21 protein-coding genes are annotated in these 25,361 nt (G+C 69.1%); 16 read left to right on the top strand and 5 right to left on the bottom strand.

The window, feature by feature from the left end; translation table 11 throughout:
- Positions 1-43: 43 nt before the first annotated feature.
- On the bottom strand, positions 44-2,029 hold the full coding sequence (locus H0X91_RS28265; protein WP_077189863.1) for a beta-galactosidase: 1,986 nt from the start codon (positions 2,027-2,029) through the stop codon (positions 44-46).
- Between the two features lie 8 nt (positions 2,030-2,037).
- On the bottom strand, positions 2,038-3,195 hold the full coding sequence (locus tag H0X91_RS28260; protein WP_058902443.1) for an ABC transporter ATP-binding protein: 1,158 nt from the start codon (positions 3,193-3,195) through the stop codon (positions 2,038-2,040).
- Positions 3,196-3,384: 189 nt separating this feature from the next.
- On the opposite strand from H0X91_RS28260, the gene H0X91_RS28255 reads away from it, so the two are divergent.
- A complete protein-coding gene (locus tag H0X91_RS28255) occupies positions 3,385-4,410 on the top strand; it encodes a LacI family DNA-binding transcriptional regulator (protein ID WP_048988860.1) in 1,026 nt (341 codons plus the stop codon).
- Positions 4,411-4,437: 27 nt separating this feature from the next.
- On the opposite strand, the gene H0X91_RS28250 is transcribed toward H0X91_RS28255, so the two are convergent.
- On the bottom strand, positions 4,438-5,079 hold the full coding sequence (locus H0X91_RS28250) for a GntR family transcriptional regulator (protein WP_171983973.1): 642 nt from the start codon (positions 5,077-5,079) through the stop codon (positions 4,438-4,440).
- A gap of 131 nt (positions 5,080-5,210) precedes the next feature.
- On the opposite strand from H0X91_RS28250, the gene H0X91_RS28245 reads away from it, so the two are divergent.
- Positions 5,211-5,687 carry an OsmC family protein gene (locus H0X91_RS28245; RefSeq protein WP_006485099.1) on the top strand — a complete coding sequence of 159 codons (477 nt, stop codon included), beginning with the start codon at positions 5,211-5,213 and terminating at the stop codon, positions 5,685-5,687.
- Between the two features lie 18 nt (positions 5,688-5,705).
- Here the strand turns inward: H0X91_RS28245 and H0X91_RS28240 are convergent, their stop codons facing one another.
- A complete protein-coding gene (locus tag H0X91_RS28240) occupies positions 5,706-6,656 on the bottom strand; it encodes a LysR family transcriptional regulator (protein ID WP_006485089.1) in 951 nt (316 codons plus the stop codon).
- A 114-nt stretch (positions 6,657-6,770) separates the two neighbouring features.
- On the opposite strand from H0X91_RS28240, the gene H0X91_RS28235 reads away from it, so the two are divergent.
- From H0X91_RS28235 to H0X91_RS28170, 14 genes are all read left to right on the top strand, one after another.
- Positions 6,771-8,522: an IlvD/Edd family dehydratase gene (locus H0X91_RS28235; protein WP_006485093.1), complete on the top strand. Its 1,752-nt coding sequence runs from the start codon at positions 6,771-6,773 to the stop codon at positions 8,520-8,522.
- Positions 8,523-8,638: 116 nt separating this feature from the next.
- Positions 8,639-9,568 carry a dihydrodipicolinate synthase family protein gene (locus H0X91_RS28230; protein WP_058902441.1) on the top strand — a complete coding sequence of 310 codons (930 nt, stop codon included), beginning with the start codon at positions 8,639-8,641 and terminating at the stop codon, positions 9,566-9,568.
- A 25-nt stretch (positions 9,569-9,593) separates the two neighbouring features.
- Positions 9,594-10,523, top strand: a complete 930-nt coding sequence (locus tag H0X91_RS28225; RefSeq protein WP_048988857.1) for a Gfo/Idh/MocA family protein — start codon at positions 9,594-9,596, stop codon at positions 10,521-10,523.
- 93 nt (positions 10,524-10,616) lie between these two features.
- The gene (locus H0X91_RS28220) at positions 10,617-11,630 is read left to right on the top strand and encodes an arabinose ABC transporter substrate-binding protein (RefSeq protein WP_006485098.1); all 1,014 of its coding nucleotides are present in this window, start codon (positions 10,617-10,619) and stop codon (positions 11,628-11,630) included.
- Positions 11,631-11,651: 21 nt separating this feature from the next.
- On the top strand, positions 11,652-13,199 hold the full coding sequence (gene araG / locus H0X91_RS28215) for an L-arabinose ABC transporter ATP-binding protein AraG (RefSeq protein WP_058902440.1): 1,548 nt from the start codon (positions 11,652-11,654) through the stop codon (positions 13,197-13,199).
- 36 nt (positions 13,200-13,235) lie between these two features.
- The gene (araH, locus tag H0X91_RS28210; RefSeq protein WP_006485094.1) at positions 13,236-14,261 is read left to right on the top strand and encodes an L-arabinose ABC transporter permease AraH; all 1,026 of its coding nucleotides are present in this window, start codon (positions 13,236-13,238) and stop codon (positions 14,259-14,261) included.
- A 56-nt stretch (positions 14,262-14,317) separates the two neighbouring features.
- Positions 14,318-15,226 (top strand): SMP-30/gluconolactonase/LRE family protein, encoded by a 909-nt coding sequence (locus H0X91_RS28205; protein WP_048988851.1) that lies wholly within the window; start codon positions 14,318-14,320, stop codon positions 15,224-15,226.
- Between the two features lie 102 nt (positions 15,227-15,328).
- Positions 15,329-15,832 carry a MarR family winged helix-turn-helix transcriptional regulator gene (locus H0X91_RS28200; protein ID WP_034203131.1) on the top strand — a complete coding sequence of 168 codons (504 nt, stop codon included), beginning with the start codon at positions 15,329-15,331 and terminating at the stop codon, positions 15,830-15,832.
- Between the two features lie 215 nt (positions 15,833-16,047).
- A complete protein-coding gene (locus tag H0X91_RS28195) occupies positions 16,048-16,878 on the top strand; it encodes a p-hydroxycinnamoyl CoA hydratase/lyase (protein ID WP_006494300.1) in 831 nt (276 codons plus the stop codon).
- A gap of 70 nt (positions 16,879-16,948) precedes the next feature.
- Positions 16,949-18,397: an aldehyde dehydrogenase gene (locus H0X91_RS28190; RefSeq protein ID WP_196433547.1), complete on the top strand. Its 1,449-nt coding sequence runs from the start codon at positions 16,949-16,951 to the stop codon at positions 18,395-18,397.
- Complete coding sequence (locus H0X91_RS28185) at positions 18,394-20,295, top strand: feruloyl-CoA synthase (protein WP_112750803.1); 1,902 nt, start codon at positions 18,394-18,396, stop codon at positions 20,293-20,295. The genes H0X91_RS28190 and H0X91_RS28185 overlap by 4 nt, the downstream gene beginning before the upstream one ends.
- A gap of 225 nt (positions 20,296-20,520) precedes the next feature.
- On the top strand, positions 20,521-21,726 hold the full coding sequence (gene mhpT / locus H0X91_RS28180; RefSeq protein ID WP_006494303.1) for a 3-(3-hydroxy-phenyl)propionate transporter MhpT: 1,206 nt from the start codon (positions 20,521-20,523) through the stop codon (positions 21,724-21,726).
- Positions 21,727-21,794: 68 nt separating this feature from the next.
- Complete coding sequence (locus H0X91_RS28175) at positions 21,795-22,943, top strand: porin (RefSeq protein WP_034178491.1); 1,149 nt, start codon at positions 21,795-21,797, stop codon at positions 22,941-22,943.
- A 33-nt stretch (positions 22,944-22,976) separates the two neighbouring features.
- Complete coding sequence (locus H0X91_RS28170) at positions 22,977-24,701, top strand: tannase/feruloyl esterase family alpha/beta hydrolase (RefSeq protein WP_196433546.1); 1,725 nt, start codon at positions 22,977-22,979, stop codon at positions 24,699-24,701.
- 67 nt (positions 24,702-24,768) lie between these two features.
- Here H0X91_RS28170 and H0X91_RS28165 read toward each other — a convergent pair whose 3' ends face one another.
- Positions 24,769-25,245 carry an Lrp/AsnC family transcriptional regulator gene (locus H0X91_RS28165; protein ID WP_006485043.1) on the bottom strand — a complete coding sequence of 159 codons (477 nt, stop codon included), beginning with the start codon at positions 25,243-25,245 and terminating at the stop codon, positions 24,769-24,771.
- Between the last annotated feature and the right edge of the window lie 116 nt (positions 25,246-25,361).

Here is a 25,361-nt window from a genome sequence, read left to right as displayed (position 1 = left end):
GTGTCGTTGTGCGTGCCCGGCGCGTCACGGCGCCGGTGAGGGGTTACGAACGGCTTCGATACACGGCTACGTCCTGCGGTCCGACCTGCGCGGCGCCGAACACGAACGCCGACGGCGGTACCGCGTCGATCGTGTGCGGCGTGCTGCCGTAGTTGAACACGTAGGTCAGGCCGCCGCGGCGGCTCACGCGTACGCCGTCGGGCAGCGGCGTCGGCGCGAGGCCCGCTTCGGCCGCGACATCGGCGAACAGGCGCATGGTGGTCGCGTCGTCGAACAGCGCGGCCCAGTAATGCAGCGCGCCATGCGACACGCAGGCGGGATGACCGTCGGCGAAGCGCGCATGCACGACGCTGCGCGTGTCGTCGTGCAGTTCGACGAAGTCGCGCCAGTGGCGCGCCGCGCCCGCGAGCGGCGAGCCGTCGCGCAGCGTGCCGTCGATCCGTTCGGTCAGGTTCGGCCGCAGCGATTCGACGCGCCACACGCGTACCGGCAGGATCGACGCGAGCGGGCCGGGCGGCAGCGCCGGCGGAATTTGCAGGTCGACGGTTTTCGAGCCGGTGCGCGGTCCGAACACCACATGGGCGCCCGATGCGGCGAGTCGTGACGCGAAATCGTCCGGCACGATCGGCAGCGGTGGCACCACGACGACGCGGTAGCCGTCGAGTGGCGCGTGCGCGGACACGATGTCGACGTCGAGGCCGAGCGCGCGCAGCGCCGAGTAGTACTCGAACGCGAAACGCGGGTAGTGGAAATCGGCGCCCTGCGGCTGCACTTCGAACAGCCACTTCGCCTCGTAGTCGAACACCAGCGCAACGGGCGCGCGCACCGCGCCGTCCGCATCCGCGCCGGCGTCGTGCACGGTCGCGATCTCGCGCGCGACGCGCTGCGCTTCGCGGCCGCCTTCGTCGAGCTTGTCGTCGGGCGTGTGCAGCCCCGCGTGCATCTGTTCCTGCGCGAACGGCGCCTGCCGCCAGCGGAAGTAGGACACGCAGCCGGCGCCGTGCGCGAACGCCTCCCAGCTCCACAGCCGCACCATGCCCGGCAGCGGCGCGGGGTTCCACTGCGCCCAGTTCACGGGCCCCGGCTGCTGTTCCATCACCCAGAATGGCAGCTTCGACATGCCGCGATACAGATCGTGATTGAACGACGCGAAATCCGGATGGCCGGTGCGCAGCCAGCGCGCCTTCACGTCGGGCGCGAACCATTGCTCCTCCAGCGCGCCGAGCGGGTAGCTGTCCCACGTCGCGATGTCGAGGTCGCGGGCGACCTCGTAGTGATCGAACTCGGTGAACAACTGCATGAAGTTGTGCGCGACCGGCCGGCCCGGCGAGTGTGCGCGGATCACGTCGACCTGCATCCGGTGATAGCGCGCGAGCTCGTCGGACGCAAAGCGTCGGTAGTCGAGGCGATGCGACGGATGGGCTTCGGTCACGGTGCCCACCGGCGCGTCGACTTCGTCGAAATGGCGATACTCCATGCTCCAGAACACGGTGCCCCATGCACGGTTCAGCGCGTCGATCGTGCCGTAGCGCGCCTTCAGCCATTCGCGGAAGCGCACGAGCGCGGCCGGCGAGTAGCTGACGACGGTCTGGTGGCAGCCGAGCTCGTTGTCGGTCTGCCAGTAGCGCACGGCCGGATGGCGGCCGTAGCGCTCGGCGACCGCCGTGCAGATCTGGCGCGACGCTTCGAGATAGGTCGGCGACGAGAAATCGTAGTGGCGGCGCGAGCCGAACGCGCGCGGCCGGCCGTCCGCGCCGATCGCGAGGATGTCGGGATGACGGTCGACCAGCCATTTCGGCGGCGTCGCGGTCGGCGTGCACATCACGATCTCGAGGCCGGCCGCGCCGAGCACGTCGACCGCACGGTCGAGCCAGCCCCAGTCGTATTCGCCCGGCGACGGCTCGATGCGGCTCCACGCGAATTCGGCGATCCGCACCTGCTCGATGCCGAGCGTTTTCATCCGGCGGGCGTCGTCGGCCCACATCGATTCCGGCCAGTGTTCCGGGTAGTAGCAGACTCCGAGGCGCATGCCGATCCTTATGCGTAGTGGTGAACGTGGACGTCGGCGCACGCGGGCACCGCGCGGCCGTCTTCGGTAAACAGGTGGCAGGCCGCGGCCGGCGCGTGCACGTGCACGCGTTCGCCGGTGCGCACCTGCGCGTCGCCGGGCACCTTCGCGATCAGCGGCGTCGCGTCGGGCAGGCCGGGCGAATCGAGGTGCACGTAGGTCTGTTCGCCCAGGCGTTCGACGAGCGCGACGTCGCGCGCGAGCGTCGTTGCGTCGGCCGCGGCGCCGAGCGTCAGGTGTTCGGGACGGACGCCGAGCGTCACGGCGGCGCCGGCGCCCAGCGCCGAGCCGTCACGCGGCAGCGCGAAGGTTTCGCCGGACGGCACCAGCTTGACGGTCGTGCGCTGCGCGTCGCACGCAGTCACGACGGCCGGCAGGAAGTTCATCCGCGGCGAGCCGATGAAGCCCGCGACGAAGCGGCTGGCCGGGTGGTGGTAAAGGTCGAGCGGCGCGCCGACCTGCGCGATGCTGCCGTGCTGCGCGGTATCCGCGCCGGCGTGCAGCAGCACGATCTTGTCGGCGAGCGTCATCGCCTCGGTCTGGTCGTGCGTCACGTAGACGACGCTCGCGCGTTCGAACTGCCGGTGCAGCCGCGCGATCTCGATGCGGGTCTGGCCGCGCAGCGCCGCGTCGAGATTGGACAGCGGTTCGTCGAACAGGAACACGCCGGGCTCGCGCACGATCGCGCGGCCGATCGCGACGCGCTGCCGCTGGCCGCCCGACAGCGCCTTCGGCTTGCGTTCGAGCAGCGTGTCGAGCTGCAGGATGCGCGCGGCGTCGCGCACCTTCCGGTCGATCTCGGCTTTCGGCACGCGCGCGAGCTTCAGCCCGAACGCCATGTTCTCGTACACCGTCATGTGCGGAAACAGCGCGTAGCTCTGGAACACCATCGCGACGCCGCGCTCGGCGGCCGGCACGTCGTCGACGCGGCGGCCGTCGATCGACAACTCGCCCGCGCTCAGATCCTCGAGCCCGGCGATCATGCGCAACAGGGTCGACTTCCCGCATCCGGACGGCCCGAGAAACACGCAGAACTCGTGCGCGCCGATCTCCAGATCGACGTCGCGAATGACCGGCGCGTGCTCGCCGTAGGCTTTCTGCACGCGTCGCATCGAGATGCTCGCCATTGTCTCCGCTCCATGTTCTAATGCGCCGTACTGCTTGATTAAGCGCTTAATCATCGCGATCAAAAAAAGGGGCGATGCGATCGCGGCCGAGTCGCGCCCGTCGGTCGGGCGGCAAGGTGTCCGGCGATAGTGCGCCGCTTCGGTGAGCGAAGCAAATACTGGATCGACGTCTCATATAGTGAGCAAACGATGGCAACTCTGGATGAAGTGGCGCGCCGCGCCGGCGTGACGGCCGCGACGGTGTCGAACGTGCTGCGCGATCGCGGCCGGGTCGGCGACGCGACGCGGGCGCGGGTGCTCGAAGCGGTCGACGCGCTCGGGTATCGGCCGCACCTCGCCGCGCGGGCGCTGGCGGAAGGGCGCGCGCCGACGGTCGCGCTGATGGTATCGAGCATCGCGAACCCGTTCTATCCGGAGTTCGCGCTGGCGGTCGAGCGCGCGGTGCGCCGCAACGGGCAGTTCCTGATCGTCTGCAATACGAACGAAGATCCGTTGCAGGGGCGCGCGTATCTCGACCAGATCGCCGGCACGATCTCCGAAGGGATTCTCGTGACCAATGCGAACCTGCACCTGCCGGACCTGCTCGACGTCGCGCGGCGTGGCGTGCCGGTCGTGCTGTGCCTGTGGGAGCGGCCCGACGCGCCGCCCGATGGGTTGCCGTGCGTCGCGATCGATTTCCGCGAGGCGGGACGGATCGCGACGCGGCATCTGCTCGAACTCGGTCACGAGACAATCGGCGTGATCGTCGGCGGCGCGGCGAGCGGCGTGCAGGCGGCGCGCTACGACGGCTTCGTCGACGTGATGCGCGATGCGGGGCTCGACGCGTCGATCGTCGCGGCCGAGCGTGATTCGATCGAAGGCGGGCTGCGTGCGGCGGGCCGGCTGCTCGATGCGCACCCGCGCTTGACCGCGCTGGTCGCGACCAACGACCTGCCGGCGATCGGCGCGATGCATGCGGCGGCCGATCGTGGCCGGCGCGTGCCCGACGATCTGTCGATCGTCGGCATCACCGACATTCATCTCGCGCGCGACACGCGGCCCACGCTGACGACCGTCGCGATCCCCACCGCCGAAGCGGCCGGCCTCGCAGTCGAGCTGCTCAATACGCTGCGCGAGGCGGGCGGGCAGGGCGACGACGCGTCGCGCGTGCGGGTCGCGTCGCTGCCGACGCTGACGGTGCGCGGCACGACCGGGCCGGTGCCGCGCGCGGCATGACGAAACGCGAGCGGTAGCCCGCCGGCTTCAGCCGCCTTCGACGAGCCGCAGCACGATGCGCCGGGCCGAATCGAGATGCGCGACGGTCATCGCGCGGGCGCCGCGGGCATCGCGTTCGAGGCACGCCTGCAGGATATCGTCGTGTTCGACCTGGAACGACGGGGTATCCGCGAGCAGCGTGGCCTGCAGGCGCTCGTAACGTTCGACCTGGCCGCGCAGTTCGGCGATCGACTTCAACTGCCGCGCGTTGCCGCAGCGCGAATACAGCAACGCGTGGAATTCGCGGTTCAGTTCGCCTTGCCGGCGTGGCACGGTTGCATCGCCGAGCAGCCGATGCACGAGTTCGGCGCGGGCGAGCGTTTCGTCGTCGAGCCGCTTCACGCTGCGGTAGATCGCATCGCCTTCGAGCAGCACGCGCAGATCGTAGATTTCCTGCACGTCCGACGCGCTCAGCATGCGCACGACGGCGCCGCGATTCCGGAAGATGTCGAGCAAGCCCTCGCGTTCCAGCCGCTGGATCGCCTCGCGCATCGGAATCCGGCTGATGCCGAAGCGCTCGGCCAGATCGCGCTCGACGAGCCGCTCGCCGGCCGCCAGTTCGCCGTTGATGATCATGTCGCGCAGCGACGCGGCGATCGCGTCCGCCGTGGAGTCGAGTTTGGCTTCCATGCCTGCCTGTTTCGTCATTTTGGAATAATGGTATACCAAACGGCCATCCAGTGCCACAATGGCGACCATCGGCGGGCTTCACGCAACGGCGTCCGGCCCGGTCGAGGCAACCGACATCAATGGAGAGCGAGATGGCATCGGGCGAACACCAGTATCGCGTCGCAGTGGAGTGGACGGGCAATCGTGGCACCGGCACGTCGGGGTATCGCGAGTACGGGCGCGATCATGTGATCCGCGCAGGCTCCAAGCCGGATATTCCCGGCTCGTCGGACCCGGCGTTTCGCGGCGACGCGGCGCGCTGGAACCCTGAAGACCTGCTGCTCGCGTCGGCATCGGCGTGCCACAAGCTGTGGTATCTGCACCTGTGTTCGGAAGCCGGCATCCGCGTGCTGGCCTATGTCGACCATGCGGAAGGCACGATGCTCGACGGCGCCGAAGCGGGTCGCTTCACTGAAATCGTGCTGCGCCCGCAGGTGACGATCCGGGCCGGCGACGATCGTGAACGCGCGGCGCAGCTGCATCACGATGCGCATGCGAAGTGTTATATCGCGAATTCGGTCAATTTTCCGATTCGGTGCGAGCCGGTGATCGAGGTTGCCGCGGCGTAGAAAACCGCGGCTGCGTCGTCACAGCGCGACCCCATAAACCTCCCGCGCCGCGGCCCGAATCGCCTCGACCATCACCGTCACCGCCGGCGAATGCAGCCGGTCGGTGCGCGTGATGATCCCGAAATCGTCCATCCGGCAATCCATCTCCAGCGGCAGCATCGTGACGATCCCGTGCCGCGCGTAGTAGCGCGCCACGTCCTCGGCGAGCACCGCGATCATGTCGCTCTGTTCGAGCAGTTGCGTGATGAACAGCAGCGCCGACGTTTCGACGAGGTTCGCCGGCGGCGCGAGGCTCGCGCGCTGGAACACGAGTTCGAAGCGGTGCCGCAGCACGCTGCCGGCGGGCGGCACGACCCACGCGGCGCGCTGTACGTCCGCGAGCGCCAGCGGCGCTTGCGCGAGCAGCGGATGGCCGGGCCGCACGACCGCGGCCACCGATTCGCCGGTCAGCGGCTCGTAGCGCAGGCGCAGCTTGTCGTGTTCGGCGGACAGCCGGCCGAGCACGATGTCGATCTTTTCCTGCGCGAGATGCTCGAGCAGCACGTTGCTGGTGTCGATCTCGACCGACACGTGCAGGCCCGCATGCGTGCCCTTCACCGCGGCGACGGCCGGCGGCACGAGCCGCAGGGCCGGCGACGTGATCGCCCCCACCGCCACGTGGCCGAGATGGCCGGCCTTCAGCGCGGCCAGCTCCTCGCGTGCCTGGTCGAGGCTGCCGAGCGCCGCGCGCGCGTGGCGGATCAGCGCGTCGCCGTACAGCGTCGGCCGCATCCCGCGCGGCAGACGCTCGAACAGCACCGCGCCGATCGATTCCTCGAGTTCGCGCAGCAGCTTCGACGCGGCCGGCTGCGTCATGTTCAGCGCGGCCGCCGCGCGGTGGATGCTGCCTTCGTCGGCGAGCGCGACGACCAGCAGCAACTGGCGCGTCTTCAGGCGGGCGCGGTTTCCCCACGGACTGGCTTCGGTCATCGTACGGGTTTATATCGATATCGGAATCGATATCGTAATCGCCAAAAACGTCATTAGCCAGTTATCAAAATTCTGCCTAGACTGCGCCGGTATCCCGTCACCACAGGACTGACGATGTCGGCAACAAAACCCAGGCTGCGCTCCGCCCAATGGTTCGGCACGAACGACAAGAACGGCTTCATGTACCGGAGCTGGATGAAGAACCAGGGCATTCCCGATCACGAATTCGACGGCCGGCCGATCATCGGCATCTGCAATACGTGGTCCGAACTGACGCCGTGCAACGCGCACTTCCGCAAGCTCGCCGAGCACGTGAAGCGCGGGATTTCGGAAGCGGGCGGCTTCCCGGTCGAGTTCCCGGTGTTCTCGAACGGCGAATCGAACCTGCGGCCGTCGGCGATGCTCACGCGCAACCTCGCGTCGATGGACGTCGAGGAAGCGATCCGCGGCAACCCGATCGACGCGGTCGTGCTGCTCGCCGGCTGCGACAAGACGACGCCCGCGCTGCTGATGGGCGCGGCAAGCTGCGACGTGCCGGCGATCGTCGTGTCGGGCGGCCCGATGCTCAACGGCAAGCTCGAAGGCAAGAACATCGGTTCGGGCACGGCCGTGTGGCAACTGCACGAAGCGCTGAAGGCCGGCGAGATCGACCTGCATCACTTCCTGTCGGCCGAAGCCGGGATGTCGCGCTCGGCCGGCACCTGCAACACGATGGGCACCGCGTCGACGATGGCGTGCATGGCCGAGGCGCTCGGCGTCGCGCTGCCGCACAACGCGGCGATTCCGGCCGTCGATTCGCGCCGCTACGTGCTCGCGCACATGTCGGGCATCCGCATCGTCGAGATGGCGCTCGAAGGGCTCGTGCTGTCGAAGGTCCTGACGCGTGCGGCGTTCGAGAACGCGATCCGCGCGAATGCGGCGATCGGCGGCTCGACCAACGCGGTGATCCATCTGAAGGCGATTGCCGGCCGCATCGGCGTGCCGCTCGAACTGGAAGACTGGATGCGTATCGGCCGCGACACGCCGACGATCGTCGACCTGATGCCGTCGGGGCGCTTCCTGATGGAGGAGTTCTATTACGCGGGCGGGCTGCCGGCCGTGCTGCGCCGGCTCGGCGAAGGCGGGCTGCTGCCGCACCCGGACGCGCTGACGGTCAACGGCAAATCGCTGTGGGACAACGTGCGCGAAGCGCCGAACTACGACGACGAGGTGATTCGTCCGCTCGACCGGCCGCTGATCGCGGACGGCGGCATCTGCATCCTGCGCGGCAATCTCGCGCCGCGCGGCGCGGTGCTGAAACCGTCGGCGGCGAGCCCCGAACTGCTCAAGCATCGCGGCCGCGCGGTGGTGTTCGAGAACCTCGACCACTACAAGGCGACGATCAACGACGAAGCGCTCGACGTCGACGCGAGCTCGGTGATGGTGCTGAAGAACTGCGGGCCGCGCGGCTATCCGGGCATGGCCGAGGTCGGCAACATGGGGCTGCCGCCGAAGCTGCTGCGCCAGGGCGTGAAGGACATGGTGCGGATTTCCGATGCGCGGATGAGCGGCACCGCGTACGGCACGGTCGTGCTGCACGTCGCGCCGGAAGCGGCCGCTGGCGGGCCGCTCGCCGCGGTGCGCAACGGCGACTGGATCGAACTGGACTGCGAGGCCGGCACGCTGCATCTCGACATTCCGGATGAAGAGTTGCAGCGCCGCCTGTCCGACGTCGATCCGACCGCGGCGCCGGGCGTGGCCGGCCAGCTCGGCAAGGGCGGCTACGCGCGGCTGTATATCGATCACGTGCTGCAGGCGGACGAGGGGTGCGACCTCGACTTCCTGGTCGGCACGCGCGGCGCGGACGTGCCGAGCCATTCGCATTGAGCAGGCGGGCGGCGCGACCTGCGTCGCCGCCGGTTGCGGGCCTTCCCGGCCCGCGCTTCATGAAACCGTGAACGCATGACGGCCGGCGACAACCGGGCCGAAGCAGGACGCGAACCATGACATCGAGCAGCACGCCGCGCTATCGCGGCATCTTTCCCGTCGTTCCGACGACGTTTGCCGATACCGGCGAGCTCGACCTCGCGAGCCAGAAGCGCGCGGTCGATTTCATGATCGACGCCGGCTCGGACGGGCTGTGTATCCTCGCGAACTTCTCCGAGCAGTTCGCGATCACCGACGACGAACGCGACGTGCTCACGCGCACGATCCTCGAGCACGTGGCCGGCCGCGTGCCGGTGATCGTCACGACGTCGCACTACAGCACGCAGGTGTGCGCGGCGCGCAGCCTGCGCGCGCAGCAGCTCGGCGCCGCGATGGTGATGATGATGCCGCCGTATCACGGCGCGACGTTCCGCGTGCCGGAAGCGCAGATCTTCGACTTCTATGCGCGCGTGTCGGATGCCATCGACATTCCGATCATGATCCAGGATGCGCCCGCGAGCGGCACCGCGCTGTCCGCGCCGTTCCTCGCCCGGATGGCGCGCGAGATCGAGCAGGTCGCGTACTTCAAGATCGAGACGCCGGGCGCGGCGAACAAGCTGCGCGAGCTGATCCGGCTCGGCGGTGACGCGATCGAGGGGCCGTGGGATGGCGAGGAAGCGATCACGCTGCTCGCCGACCTCCATGCGGGCGCGACCGGCGCGATGACGGGCGGCGGCTTCCCGGACGGCATCCGGCCGATCCTCGAAGCGTTCCGCGAAGGGCGGCACGACGATGCGTTCGCGCATTACCAGGCGTGGCTGCCGCTGATCAATCACGAGAACCGCCAGTCCGGGATCCTCACCGCGAAGGCGCTGATGCGCGAAGGCGGCGTGATCGCGTGCGAGCGGCCGCGGCATCCGATGCCGGAACTGCACCCGGACACGCGCGCGGAATTGCTCGCGATCGCGCGCCGGCTCGATCCGCTCGTGCTGCGCTGGGCGCGCTGAGCGATTCGCGAAGGAGAAAGGCACGATGAGTGAACCGATTTCGCTGGGCGTCGTCGGGATCGGCAAGATCGCACGCGACCAGCATCTGCCGGCGATCGCCGCCGAACCGGGCTTCGCGCTGACCGCATGCGCGAGCCGTCACGCGGAAGTCACGGGCGTACGCAACTACCCCGACCTGCGCGCGCTGCTCGCCGCCGAACCCGAACTCGACGCGGTGTCGCTGTGCGCGCCGCCGCAGGTGCGCTACGCGCAGGCGCGCGCCGCGCTCGAAGCCGGCAAGCATGTGATGCTCGAGAAGCCGCCGGGCGCGACGCTCGGCGAAGTGGCCGCGCTGGACGCGCTGGCCCGCGAGCGCGGCCTCACGCTGTTCGCGACCTGGCATTCGCGTTGCGCGAGCGCGGTCGAGCCCGCGCGCGCATGGCTCGCGCACCGCGCGATCCGCGCGGTGCAGGTGCGCTGGAAGGAAGACGTGCGGCGCTGGCATCCGGGGCAGCAGTGGATCTGGGAGCCGGGCGGCCTCGGCGTGTTCGATCCGGGCATCAACGCGCTGTCGATCGTCACGCGCATCCTGCCGCGCGAACTCGTGCTGCGCGAGGCGACGCTCATCGTGCCGAGCGACGTGCAGACGCCGATCGCGGCCGAACTCGATTGCGCGGATACCGACGGCGTGCCGGTGCGCGCGGAATTCGACTGGCGCCACGGCCCCGTCGAGCAATGGGAGATCGCGGTCGACACGGCCGACGGCGTGCTCGCGATCAGCCGCGGCGGCGCGCAATTGTCGATCGCGGGCGAGCCGGTCGAGATCGGGCCCGAACGCGAATACCCGGCGCTGTATGCGCACTTCCATGCGCTGATCGCGCGTGGCGAAAGCGATGTCGACGTGCGGCCGCTTCGGCTCGTCGCCGATGCCTTCCTGTTCGGCCGGCGCGTGCAGACCGACGCGTTCGGCCGCTGAACCTGCGCGCGCGCTTCGGTACGAACAAGCGCGCGCGACGAATGATTGATTACGGCACACATCACGGCATCAGCCGATACAAAGGAGACACCCATGAACCGCACGACTCACACGATTCGCCGCCATACCCTGCGCGCGCTGCTGGCCGCGCTCTGCATCGCGCCGCTCGGCATGCAGGGCGCCGCGCACGCCGACGCGCCGCTGAAGATCGGCTTCCTCGTGAAGATGCCGGAGCAGGCGTGGTTCATCAACGAGCAGAACGCGGCGTCCGCGCTCGGCCAGAAGGAGAATTTCTCGGTCGTGAAGATCGGCACGCCGGACGGCGAGAAGGTGCTGGCCGCGATCGACAACCTCGGTTCGCAGGGCGCGCAGGGCTTCGTGATCTGCGCGCCGGATGTACGTCTCGGGCCGGCGATCGCGTCGCGCGCGAAGCGCTACAACATGAAGTTCGTGACGGTCGACGACCAGCTCGTCGATTCGAGCGGCAAGCCGCTGCCGAACGTGCCGCACCTCGGGATGTCGGCGACCAAGATCGGCAACCAGGTCGGCCAGGCGATCGCCGACGAGATGAAGCGGCGCGGCTGGAAGCCGGAAGAAGTCGGCGCGCTGCGCGTGACCAACTACGAGCTGCCGACCGCGAAGCTGCGCACCGACGGCGCGACGCAGGCGCTGCTCGCGAACGGCTTCCGCAAGGAAAACATCTTCGACGCGCCGCAGAAGACCACCGACGACGAAGGCGGCTTCAGTGCGGCGGCGCCGGTGCTCGCGCGCCATCCGAACGTGAAGAAATGGGTGATCTACGCGCTGAACGAGGAAACCGTGCTCGGCGCGGTGCGCGCGACCGAACAGCTGCACATCCCGGCGGCCGACGTGATCGGCGTCGGCATCAACGGCGCGGGCGAGGCGTTCGCCGAGTTCCAGAAGAAGGAGCCGACCGGCTTCTACGGGACGATCGCGGTCAGCTCGACGAACCACGGCAAGGACAGCACGCAGAACCTCGTCGACTGGATCCGCAACGGCAAGACGCCGCCGGCCGACACGCAGACGAGCGGCAAGCTGATGACGCGCGCGAACTGGCAGGCCGTGCGCGCCGAACTCGGTATCTGAGCGGGGCGAGGCGAGAACGCGATGACGATGCAGACGATCACGGCCGCGTCCGGCCACGACGCCGAAGCGGGCATGCGGCCGGACGGCCCGCTGCTCGCGCTCGACGGCATCACGGTGACGTTTCCGGGCGTGCGGGCGCTCGACGCGGTGTCGCTGTCGGTGCGCGCGGGCGAGGTGCACGGGCTGATGGGCGAGAACGGCGCGGGGAAATCGACGCTGCTGAAGGTGCTGTCCGGCGTGAACCAGCCGCAGGCCGGCACGCTGACGCTGAACGGCACGGCGCAGCGCTTCGCGTCGACGCGCGCGGCGCTCGAGGCCGGCATCGCGATCATCTACCAGGAACTGCATCTGGTGCCCGAGCTGACGGTCGCGGAAAACCTGATGCTCGGGCAATTGCCGAGCCGGCTCGGCGTGGTCGACGAGCGCACGCTCGCCGCGCGCGCGCTCGATGCGCTGGAGCGGCTCGGCGAGCACATCGATCCGGGCATCCCGGTGAAGTATCTGTCGATCGGCCAGCGCCAGATGATCGAGATCGGCAAGGCGCTGATGCGCGACGCGCGCGTGATCGCGTTCGACGAACCGACGAGTTCGCTGTCCGCGCGCGAAACCACGCAGCTGTTCCGGATCATCCGCGCGCTGCGCGCGGAAGGCCGCGCGATCATCTACGTCACGCACCGGATGGAGGAGGTCTATGAACTGTGCGACCGCGTGACGGTGTTTCGCGACGGTCGCCGCATCGACACGTTCGATTCCGTCGCCGATCTCGACCGCGACCGGCTGATCGGCTGCATGGTCGGCCGTTCGATCGAGGACGTGTACGGCTACCGGCCGCGTGCGGCCGGCGACGTGCTGATCGAAGCGAAGGGGCTGGCGGGGCCTGGGCTGGCCGAGCCCGTGTCGTTCACCGCGCGGCGCGGCGAGATCGTCGGCTTCTTCGGGCTCGTCGGCGCAGGCCGCTCCGAGCTGATGAAGCTGCTGTACGGCGCGGTGCGACCGAGCGCCGGGCACGTCGAGCTGAACGGCAAGCGGGTGGCGTTCGGCAGCCCGCGCGACGCGGTGCGCGCCGGCATCGCGCTGTGCCCGGAAGACCGCAAGCAGGAAGGCATCGTCGCGATCGCGTCGGTGGCCGACAACCTGAACATCAGCGCGCGCCGTCATTTCAGCCCGGCGCGCGTGCTGCTCGACGGGCGGCGCGAACGCGAGCTCGCGCAGCAATACATCGAGCGCCTCGCGATCAAGACCCGCGACGGCGACACGCCGATCGGCGCGCTGTCGGGCGGCAACCAGCAGAAGGTCGTGCTCGCGCGCTGGCTGGCCGAGCGCATCGACGTGTTCCTGATGGACGAGCCGACGCGCGGCATCGACGTCGGCGCGCGCGCGGAAATCTACAACCTGTTCTACGAACTCGCGGAAGCGGGCCGCACCGTGATCCTCGTGTCGAGCGATCTGGCCGAGGTGATCGGCGTGTCGGACCGCATCGTCGTGATGAAGGAAGGACGGATCGCGGGCGAGGTCGCGAAGGCGCACGCGACGCCCGATGCGCTGATCAAGCTCGCGCTGCCGCGCTAGCGGCGTGCTGTTCAACCGGAAAGCAAGTGAACTGATATGAGCCAGGCAATGCAACCCCAACGTACTTCCCCGTCCCCGGATGCCGCGGCCGCGGCCACGCCCGCGCGGCCACGCGGCGGCGTGTGGCAGCTGATCAACCGCTCCGGCATCGTGATGGTGTTTCTCGTGCTGTTCGCGGTGCTGTCGATGACCGTGCCGGACTTCCTCACGCCGCGCAACATCCAGGGCCTGTTGCTGTCGGTCACGCTGATCGGCTCGATCGCGGTGACGATGATGTTCGTGCTCGCGCTCGGCGAGGTCGACCTGTCGGTCGCGTCGATCGTCGCGTTCTCGGGCGTCGTCGCGTCGACGCTGATCACCGCGACGCACAGCGTCGTGCTCGGTATCGCGGCCGGCGTGCTCGCGGGTGGGGCGGTCGGGCTCGTGAACGGCGTGCTGATCGCACGCTACCGGATCAACTCGCTGATCGTCACGCTCGCGATGATGGAAGTCGTGCGCGGGCTCGCGTTCATCACGTCGAACGGCGACGCGGTGATGATCTCGGAAGAGCGCTTCTTCGATCTCGGCGGCGGGTCGTTCCTCGGTATTTCGTATCCGATCTGGAGCAACATCGTCGGCTTCGTCGTGTTCGGTTTCCTGCTGCGCAAGACGGTGTTCGGCAAGAACGTGCTGGCCGTCGGCGGCAACGGCGAGGCGGCGCTGCTCGCGGGGCTGCCGGTGATGCGCATCAAGATCGCCGTGTTCGTGCTGCAAGGGCTCGTGACGGGCTTCGCCGGTGTAATGCTCGCATCGCGGATGAGCCTCGGCGACCCGAAGACGTCGGTCGGCCTCGAACTCGGCGTGATCTCCGCGTGCGTGCTCGGCGGCGTGTCGCTGACGGGCGGCGTCGCGACGATCTCCGGCGTGCTGGTCGGCGTGCTGATCATGGGCTCCGTGCAGGACGCGATGAGCCTGCTGAACGTGCCGACGTTTTACCAATATCTGATACGCGGCGGAATTCTGTTGCTCGCGGTGCTGTTCGACCAGTATCGTCGCAACCAGCGGCGCGCGATGAAGATCTGATTTCGGTGATGGCGCGGCCGCCCGCGAACGCGACAGATCAGACATCGGGAGACGGCATGCAACAGACTCATCCGGCCGCGTCGGCGACGCTGCTGGCCGACAGCCGCAACACGCTCGGCGAAGGCGCGACGTGGTGCGACAGGACGCACGCGCTGTATTGGGTGGACATCGAAGGCGCGCGGCTGTGGCGCTGCCGCGCGGACGGCTCGGACCTCGCGCAGTGGGCGATGCCCGAACGGCTCGCGTGCTTCGCGCTGACCGACGAGCCGGACGTGCTGCTCGTCGGGCTCGCGACCCATCTCGCGTTCTTCGACCTGCGCAGCGGCGCGTTCACGCGGATCGTCGACGTCGAGCCCGACTTGCCGACGCGGCTCAACGACGGGCGCTGCGACGGGGCCGGCGCATTCGTGTTCGGGATGAAGGACGAAGGCGCCGAACCGCCGCGCGCGGTCGGCGGGTTCTATCGCCTCAATCCCGACCTCACGCTCGAACGGCTCGCGTTGCCGCCGGCCGCGATCGCGAACAGCATCGGGTTCTCGCCGGACGGTTCGAAAATGTATTTCTGCGATTCGCTGGTGCGCGAGATTTTCGTGTGCGATTACCGTGCGGGTGGCGACGTCGCGAACGTGCGGCCGTTCGCGCGGCTGATCGATGCCAATGGCGATCCGGACGGGTCGATCGTCGATCGCGACGGTGGGCTGTGGAATGCGCAGTGGGGCGGCAGGCGCGTGGTGCGTTATGGGCCGGACGGGGTCGAGACGGATCGCGTTGAAGTGCCGACCGCGCAGCCGAGCTGCGTTGCGATCGACGGTGAAGGCCGGCTGTATGTGACGAGTGCGCGTGTTGACCTGAGCGATGACGCGCTGGCCGGCGATGTGCACGCGGGCGGCGTGTTCGTCGCGCAGACGCGCTACGCGGGGCTGCCGACCGCGCGGTTCGCGGGCCGGCGCGCGTCGCACGGCTGACCGCCGCAGCCGACCGCGCGTACCGCGCGTGTCGCGTACAACCGGACAGAACGACGTTTCGCGTGCTGGTAAGATGGCTCGCAATTCCAACCAGCACGCGCCATGAGTTCCACCCCGACCAAGCCCGCCCGTTCGAAACCCGCCGCGAAGGACGCCGCCCGCGCCACGGGCGACAAGCCGAAAGCGCGCGTGCAACAACGTCTGACCTACGTGATCGGCGGCCTCGACCGGCTGCTGCGCCGTCACATGACCGACGCGCTCGCGCCGCTCGGCATCACGCTCGCGCAATACACGGCGCTGTCGGTGCTCGAGGCGCGCGGCGCATCGTCGAACGCGCAACTGGCCGAGCGCTCGTGGATCACGCCGCAATCGGCGAACGAGGTGATGAGCGTGATGGCCGCCCGCGGTTTCGTCACGCGCGAAGCCGACCCGTCGCACGGCCGCATCATCCTGCTGAAGCTGACCGACGCAGGCGCGGCGATGCTGCGCGAATGCGAAGCCGTGCTGCGCCCGCTCGAGGCCCGCATGCTGGGCGACATCCCGGCCGACGACGCCGCGCACGTGCAGCGCGCGCTCGAACTGTTCTCGCGCAACCTGCGCGGCTGAGCGCCTCCCCGATTTTCACGACGCGGGCCCGTTCGGCCCGTGCGCGCTCGTCCGACCGCTCCCTGATTTCCCCGCCGCATTCTCCGGTTTCCGCTCCGGGTTTACACCGGCGCTCGTGCCGCTTGCAATATCAGGTAGCCTGATATTAAATGAAGTCGCCCGCAGCACGCAGGCTGCGCACCGAATCGCACTGGAAACGAACGACAGGAACAGACATGAGCAAGTACGACAACCGCTGGCAGACCGTTGAAGTGAAAGTGGAGGCCGGCATCGCGTGGGTGACGTTGAATCGCCCCGAGAAGCGCAACGCGATGAGTCCCACGCTGAACCAGGAGATGCTTCAGGTGCTCGACGCGGTCGAGTTCGACGACGAGGCGAAGGTGCTCGTCCTGACCGGCGCGGGGGCCGCATGGACGGCCGGCATGGATCTGAAGGAGTATTTCCGCGAGATCGACGGCGGCCCGGACGCGTTGCAGGAAAAGGTGCGCCGCGACGCATCGGAATGGCAGTGGCGCCGCCTGCGGATGTACGGCAAGCCGACCATCGCGATGGTGAACGGCTGGTGCTTCGGCGGCGGGTTCTCGCCGCTCGTCGCGTGCGACCTTGCGATCGCGGCCGACGAAGCGGTGTTCGGGCTGTCGGAGATCAACTGGGGCATCCCGCCCGGCAACCTCGTCAGCAAGGCGATGGCCGACACGGTCGGACACCGCCGCGCGCTGCACTACATCATGACCGGCGACACGTTCACCGGCGTCGAAGCCGCGGAGATGGGCCTCGTGAACAGCAGCGTGCCGCTCGCCGGGCTGCGCGACGCGACGATCGCGCTCGCCGCACGGCTGATGGACAAGAACCCGGTCGTGCTGCGCGCGGCGAAGCACGGCTTCAAGCGCTCGCGCGAACTCACGTGGGAGCAGTGCGAGGATTACCTGTATGCGAAGCTCGACCAGGCGCAACTGCGCGACCCGGAGCGCGGCCGCGAACAGGGGCTGAAGCAGTTCCTCGACGACAAGGCGATCAAGCCGGGTCTGCAAGCCTACAAGCGCTGATACAAGCGCGGACGCAGCCACCGGCTTCCCGCCGGCGTAATCGCAAGAGACAGGCAAGGCAGGAGACGACATGACCGACAGACGGATGCTGATCGGCGGCGAGTGGTGCACCGCCCGCGACGGCCGCACCTTCGACCGCTTCAACCCCGCGACGGGCGCGCTTGCGTCGCGCGCGCCGGCGGCCGGCAGCGCCGACGCCGACGCGGCGATCGACGCCGCGCACCGCGCGTTCCCCGCATGGGCGGCGCTCGCGCCGACCGAGCGCCGCCGGCTGCTGCTGAAGGCGGCCGACCTGATGGACGCGCGCATCGACGAGATCATCGCGACCGGCGTCGCCGAAACGGGCGCGACGCCCGGCTGGATCGGCTTCAACGTGACGCTCGCGGCGAACATGCTGCGCGAGGCCGCGTCGATGACGACGCAGATCGCCGGCGACGTGATTCCGTCCGACGTACCGGGCAATCTCGCGCTCGCGATGCGGGTGCCGTGCGGCGTGGTGCTCGGCATCGCGCCGTGGAACGCGCCGGTGATCCTCGGCACGCGGGCGCTGGCGATGCCGCTTGCGTGCGGCAACACGGTCGTGCTGAAGGCGTCCGAGGCGTGCCCGGGCGTGCACGCGCTGATCGGCGCGGTGCTGGACGACGCCGGGCTCGGCGCCGGCGTGGTCAACGTGATCACGCACGCGGCGGCCGACGCACCGGCGCTTGTCGAACGGATGATCGCGCATCCGCATGTGAAGCGGATCAACTTCACCGGGTCGACGCACGTCGGCCGCATCATCGCGCGCCACGCGGCCGCGCACCTGAAACCCGTGCTGCTCGAACTCGGCGGCAAGGCGCCGGTGCTGGTGCTCGACGATGCGGATCTCGATGCAGCCGTCGACGCGATCGCGTTCGGCGCGTTCTTCAACCAGGGGCAGATCTGCATGTCGACCGAGCGCGTGATCGCCGCGCGGCCGGTCGCCGATGCGCTCGTCGAGCGGCTCGCCGCAAAGGCGCGCACGCTGGTTGCCGGCGATCCGCTGGCCGGCCATCCGCTCGGCACGATGGTCGATGCGTCGGCCGCCACGCGCGCGGCGTCGCTGGTCGAGGATGCGCGTGCGCACGGTGCGCATCTGCCGCTCGGCTGCCGCGTCGAAGGCGCGACGATGCAGCCGGCGATCGTCGACGGCGTGACGCCCGAGATGCGCCTGTATCGCGAGGAATCGTTCGCGCCGGTCGTCGCGATCCTGCGTGCGGACAACGACGACGAAGCGGTCGCGCTCGCGAACGACAGCGAGTTCGGGCTGTCGGCGAGCGTGTTCAGCCGCGACGTCGCGCGCGCGATGGCGGTCGCGCGCCGAATCGAATCGGGGATCTGCCACATCAACGGGCCGACCGTGCACGACGAAGCGCAGATGCCGTTCGGCGGCACGAAGGCGAGCGGCTACGGCCGCTTCGGCAGCCGCGCGTCGATCGCCGAATTCACCGAGCTGCGCTGGATCACCGTGCAGACCGCGCCACGGCATTACCCGGTATGAGCGAGCCGACGATGAATGTTGAGACGCCCGCCAGCGGCCCGATGAACGACACGGGCGCCGTGCGCTATCGTGCGGCCGCGGTCGCGGTCGGCGCGGCCGAGATTCGCCGCGCCGACGACGGTACCTGGTACCTGCGCTCGCGCGAACCGCTCGGCGATTATCCGACTCGCGTGACCGACTGCCTCGTGCGCGGCGCGCAAGCGCATCCGGACCGCGTGCTGGCCGCGCGGCGCGGCGCCGACGGCCGCTGGATCGAGATCACGTACGCGCGGATGCTCGAACGCGCCCGCGCGCTCGGCCAGGGCCTCGTCGATCTCGGGCTGTCGGCCGAGCGCCCGCTCGCGGTGCTGTCCGGCAACGACCTCGAGCATCTGCAGCTGATGTTCGCGGCGATGCTGGCCGGCGTGCCGTACTCGCCGATCTCGCCCGCGTATTCGCTGGTGTCGACCGACTACGGCAAGCTGCGTCACACGCTCGGCGTGCTGCGGCCGGGCGCGGTGTTCGTCGCCGAACGCGCGCCGTTCGCGCGGGCGCTCGATGCGACGTTGCCGGCCGATGCGGCGCTGATCGTCGCGCACGATGCCGATGTCGATGCCGAGGGCCGCGCGGTGCCGCTGTCGCGCCTGCTCGCTACCGCCCCGCGCACGATCGACGCGATTCACGAGGCGGTCGGCCCCGACCATCTCGCGAAGATCCTGTTCACGTCCGGCTCGACGAAGCAGCCGAAGGCCGTGCCGACCACGCACCGGATGCTGTGCAGCAACCAGCAGATGTTGCGCCAGACGATGCCGGAACTGACGCGCGAGCCGCCGGTGCTGGTCGACTGGCTGCCGTGGAATCACACGTTCGGCGGCAGCCACAACCTGGGCATCGCGCTGTACAACGGCGGCACGCTGTATATCGACGACGGTCGCCCGGTGCCCGGCCGCTTCGACGAAACCGTGCGCAACCTGCGCGAGATCGCGCCGACGATCTACTTCAACGTGCCGAAGGGCTGGGAGGAACTGACCGCCGCGCTCGAACGCGATGCCGAATTGCGCGACACGTTCTTCTCGCGCGTGAAGCTGTATTTCTTCGGCGGCGCGGGGCTGTCGCAGGCCGCGTGGGACCGGCTCGATCGCGTGACCGAAGCGCATTGCGGCGAGCGCATCCGGATCATGGCCGGCCTCGGGATGACGGAGGCGTCGCCGTCGTGCCTGTTTACGACGGGGCCGCTGATGCGCGCCGGGTATATCGGGCTGCCCGCGCCCGGCTGCGACGCGAAGCTGGTGCCGTGCGGCGGCAAGCACGAACTGCGCTTCAAGGGGCCGAACGTGATGCGCGGCTACTGGCACGCGGACGTCGATCCGCGCGACGTGTTCGACGAAGAAGGCTATTACCGCAGCGGCGACGCGGGCGTCTTTGCCGATCCGGCGCGGCCGGAACTCGGGCTGCTGTTCGACGGGCGGCTGACCGAGGATTTCAAGCTGAGCAGCGGCACGTTCGTCAGCGTCGGGCCATTGCGCGCGAATGCGGTGTCGACGGGCGCGCCGTACGTGCAGGACGTGGTCGTCACCGGGATCAATCGCGACGACATCGGCTTGCTGGTGTTTCCGCGTGTCGACGCGTGCCGTGCGCTGGCAGGGCTCGCCGCGGATGCATCGGTGACCGACGTGCTGCGCGCGCCGGCCGTGCGCGCGGCGTTCGCGGCGTGGCTTGCCGCGCTGAACCGGAACGCGAGCGGCGGGTCGACGTTCGTCGCGCGAATCCGGCTGATCGACACGCCGCCGTCGCTCGATCTCGGCGAGGTGACCGACAAGGGTTCGCTGAACCAGGCGGCCGTGCAGAAGCATCGCGCGGCGGCGATCGAAGCACTGTACGACCCGGCGCGGCGCGATCCCGACGTGATTTACGCGTAAGCGCACGCACGGGCAGCAACGAGCAGCAAGCAGTCAGCAACAACAAGCAGGCACAACGACCGGCCGGCCACGACACCGGCGGGCATTCTTGCGGCCAGTGAATCAGGTTGCCTGATAAAGGCGACCTTTCATTCGACACCTCGCGCGCCGAACCGCCACTGGCCGGCGGCGGCGCGCGACGGTCGTTGCACGGCCGACCGACTACAAAGACATGGGACTGGAGACATGAACACTTACGTTGCCGAAAAATCCACGGTCGCGACCACGCTGGCGTTGTGTTTCGCGATCGCCCTCCTCGAAGGGCTCGACCTGCAGTCGGTCGGCGTCGCCGCGCCGCGGATGGCGCGCGAATTCGGGCTGTCCGTATCGCAGATGGGCATCGCATTCAGCGCGGGCACCTTCGGGCTGCTGCCGGGTGCGATGCTCGGCGGGCGGCTCGCCGACCGGATCGGCCGCAAGCGCGTGCTGATCGCGTCGACCGTGCTGTTCGGGCTGCTGTCGATCGCGACCGCGCAGGTCTCGAGCTTCGCGATGCTCGTCGTCGTGCGCGTGCTGACCGGTATCGGCCTCGGCGGCGCGATGCCCAACCTGATCGCGCTGTCGTCCGAAGCGGTCGAGCCGCGCTCGCGCAGCAGCGCGGTCGCGACGATGTACTGCGGGATCCCGTTCGGCGGCGTGATCGCGTCGCTGATCGGCGTGCTGCTCGCGGGCGATACCGAATGGCGCCACATCTTCTACGTCGGCGGCCTGGGGCCGCTGCTGCTCGTGCCGCTGCTCGTGTGGTGCCTGCCGGAATCGCGCGCGTATCTCGACGTCGCGGGCACGCAGGCCGCGCGCGCCAGCGTCGCCCGGACGCTGTTCGGCGATGGCCGTACGACGTCGACGCTCGCGCTGTGGGTCAGCTACTTCTGCACGCTGATCGTCCTCTACTTCCTGCTGAACTGGCTGCCGTCGCTGATGGCCGCGCGCGGGCTCGATCGCGCGCACGTCGGCCTCGTGCAGATCGCGTTCAACGTCGGCGCGGGGCTCGGCGCGCTCGGCATCGGCGCGGCGCTCGACCGGATGCGCGCGTCGCGCGTGGTCGGCGGCATGTACGTCGGCATCGTGCTGTCGCTCGCCGCGCTGGCGGCCGCACCCGGCTTCGCGTCGCTCGCGGCGGCTGCGTTCGCGGCCGGGATGTTCGTCGTCGGCGGCCAGTCGGTGCTGTATGCGCTGGCCGCGATGTACTACCCCACCGCGATGCGCGGGACCGGCGTCGGCTCGGCGGTCGCCGTCGGCCGGCTCGGCTCCGTCGTCGGCCCGCTCGCGGCTGCGACGTTGCTGGCCGCCGGCCGCAGCGCGCCGGTCGTGATCGGCGCGAGCATCCCCGTCACGCTGGTCGCGGCCGTGGCCGCGCTGCTGTTGATCCGCCGCCCGCGGGCCGGCGACTGACATTGCCCGGTTTTTTCGATGCGCGCCGTCAGAGCGCGCGATTCAACATGGTCTGGAGACGCAACGAAATGAAGACGAAGACAAGGAATGGCCTGCTGGCCGCCGGCGCGTGCTGCGCGCTCGCCGCGCCGGGCGCGCACGCGCAGTCGAGCGTGACGCTGTACGGGATCATCGATACGGGCGTCGAATTCGTGTCGCACGCGAACGCGGCCGGCGATCACGTGGTGCGGATGCCGGGCGTGACGGGCGAACTGCCGTCGCGCTGGGGGCTGCGCGGCAGCGAGGATCTCGGCGGCGGCTATCAGGCGGTGTTCACGCTCGAAAGCGGCTTCAACGTGCGCGGCGGCGATCTCGGCCAGGGCGGCCGGCTGTTCGGGCGGCAGGCGTTCGTCGGGCTGAAGAGCGGCTTCGGCACGCTCGCGTTCGGCCGCCAGTACACGATGACCTATCTCGCGCTGCAGGGCGCCGACATCATCGGCCCCGACATCTACGGGCTCGGCTCGTTCGACGCGTACGTGCCGAACGGCCGCGCCGACAATGCGGTGACCTACCTCGGCACGTATCGCGGCGTGACGCTCGGCGCCGCGTATTCGTTCGGCCGCGACGGCGCGGGCACCGGCAACTCGCCGGGGCAGGGCACGTGCGCGGGGCAGGTGCCGGGCGACGCGGTGCAATGCCGCAACTGGTCGGTGATGCTCAAGTACGACAGCGCGTACTTCGGTGCGGCGGCGTCGTACGAGGAACAGCGCGGTGGTACCGCAGCGGCCGCCAACTTCTTCGACGGCGTGGCGCCCGTTCCCTTCACCAGCAGCGGCGGCAAGGATGCGCGCACCCACGTGAGCGCGTATGCGCAAGCGGCCGGCGCGAAGATCGGCGCGGGCTGGATCGGGCGGCGCGTGTCGACCGGTTCGCCGGCGGCGGCGGGCGCGCATTCGGACCTGTTCTTCGTCGGCGCGTCGTATGCGGTGAAGCCCGATTTCATCGTCGACGGCGAAGGCTACCGGATCGTCAATTCCGCGCACGACACGCGCGCGACGATGGCCACGCTGCGCGCGACCTATCTGCTGACCAAGCGCACGGCCGTCTATGCGCAATCGTCGTATCTGTGGAACAGCGCGCATGCACGCTACTCGGTCAGCGGCGGCGGGCCCGGCACCACGCCCGGCGCGGGGATGGGGCAGCTCGGCGCGATGGTCGGCATGCGGCACATGTTCTGATTCACCGGCGTGACGAACCGAACGGGAGCTATCTTGAACAGAAAATCTGCATTCCTTTGCATTGCGCCGTTGTCTGCCGCCGCGATGCTCGCCGGGTGCGGCGGCGACGATTCGGTCAGCGCCGCGCCCACGCACCTGAGCGCCGCGACGCCGGCCGCGATGGCGCAGACCTGCGACGCGCTCGCCGCGAAGCTCGCGTATGCGAACACGTCGTTCACGTCGGTGACGACCGCGGCGGCCGGCGCGCTGACCGTGGCCGGCAAGCCGGTCGCCGAGCACTGCGTGATCGCCGGCAAGATGAACGAGCGCGTGAGCGCGGTGGACGGCAAGACCTATGCGATCGGCTTCGAGATGCGTTTGCCGAAAGCATGGAACGGCCGCTTCTTCTACCAGGCCAACGGCGGGCTCGACGGCAACGTCGTGACCGCGACCGGCGAGATCGGCGGCGGCGGCCCGCTGACCAACGCGTTGAACCAGGGTTTCGCGGTGATCAGCTCGGATTCGGGGCACAGCGCCGCGCAGAATCCGCTGTTCGGTCTCGATCCGCAGGCGCGGATCGATTACGGCTACGGCGCGGTCGACGCGCTGACGCCGATGGCCAAGCAGGTGATCCGGCTCGCGTACGGCAAGGCGCCCGATCGCAGCTATTTCGGCGGCTGCTCGAACGGCGGCCGTCACGCGATGGTCACGGCGGTGCGCAACCCGGCCGACTACGACGGCATCATCGCGGGCGATCCGGGCTTCCATCTGCCGAAGGCGGCGATCGGCGAGATGTATGGCGCGCAGCAGTTCGCGAAGATCGCGTCGGCCACCGGAACGAACGGGCTGCCGGATATCCGCAGCGGTTTCAACGATGCGGAGCGCCAGTTCGTCGGCGCGAAGATTCTCGAGAAATGCGATGCGCTCGATGGCGCGGCCGACGGGATGGTGCAGGACGTCGCCGCGTGCCAGACGCATTTCAGCGTCGACACGGACATCCCGACCTGCGCGAACGGCACGCGCACCGGGTCGTGCCTGACGCCTGCGCAGAAAACCGCGCTGGAGAACGTGTTCGCCGGTGCGCGCAACAGCGCGGGCACGGCGCTCTACGCGAGCTTTCCGTACGATCCGGGCATCTCGGGCCCTGGTTGGGCCGGGTGGAAGCAGTCGAATTCCGTCACGCTCGATCCGGCCGCGATGGCGTTCACGTTCATGACGCCGCCGAAAACCGCCGCGGCGCTCGCGAACCTGCCCGGCTTCGCGCTCGGTTTCGACATGGACAACGACGCGCCGGCGATCTTCGCGACGAACGGGGTTTATACCCAATCGTCATGGGCGTTCATGACGCCGCCCGACGAGACGAACCTCGCCGCGCTGAAGGCGCGCGGCGCGAAGCTGCTCGTCTATCACGGCACGGGTGATCCGGTGTTCTCGTTCAACGACACGCGCGACTGGTATGCGAACGTCACGCAGGCGAACGGCGGCGACGCGTCGAACTTCGCGCGCTTCTATCCGGTGCCGGGGATGAATCACTGTTCGGGCGGGCCGGCGGCCGACCAGTTCGACATGCTGACGCCGCTCGTCGCGTGGGTCGAGCAGGGGCAGGCGCCGGCCGCGATCGTGGCCGCCGCGCGCGACACGACGAACGCGGTGCCGAACGCGGACGTGCCCGCGTCGTGGGGCGCGGGACGCACGCGGCCGTTGTGCCCGTATCCGCAGGTCGCGCGCTACAACGGCTCGGGCGACGTGAATTCGGCGGCGAGCTTCAGTTGTCGCTGACGTAGCCGTCGATGGGAGGCGGCCGGCGCATGCAACGATGTGCCGGCCGCTTCATGGCCTCATTCATTTACTCGCCGGCATCGACCGGCACGTCGAGCCCGACCTTCACGCGGCTCATGCTCACCAGCGTCTTGAACCGCTTCACGTTGTTGTTCGCGAAGAACAGCTCGCGCGTGAGCGCGTTGTACTGATCCATGTTGCGCACCGCGAGGATCAGCACGAAATCCCATTCCCCCGTCACGTAGTAGCACTGCTGGATCTGCGGGCAGCGCTCGAATGCGCGCTTCATCGCGTCGAGCTGGTCGATCTGCTCGCTCTCGACCTCGACGTTCACGACGATCGTCAGCGGATGATCGACCTTGTCCGGCGCGACGACGGCCGTGTAGCGCTCGATCACGCCATCTTCCGCGAGGCGCCGCAGCCGCCGGTTCACCGCGGCCGTCGACAGGTTGACGCGCGCGCCGAGCTCGGCTTGCGGCGTCTGCGCGTCGCGCTGGACTTCCATCAGCAACTTGCGATCGAACGCATCGAGAGGGGTCGTCATGACGGTGTGTCGAACCTCGGAAGAATGAGAAATTTTTGCGTCTGGGCCATCGATTTGGCGATTTTGTTGACCGGCATGCGCAATATTATTTTTCCAACCGCCGGCCAGCGCAACCC

This window comes from Burkholderia sp. 9777_1386, from assembly GCF_015712265.1.
Taxonomy (GTDB): Bacteria; Pseudomonadota; Gammaproteobacteria; order Burkholderiales; family Burkholderiaceae; genus Burkholderia; species Burkholderia cenocepacia.
Note: the sequence above shows the minus strand (reverse complement) of the source record. Positions and strands in the feature narration are given on the sequence as shown.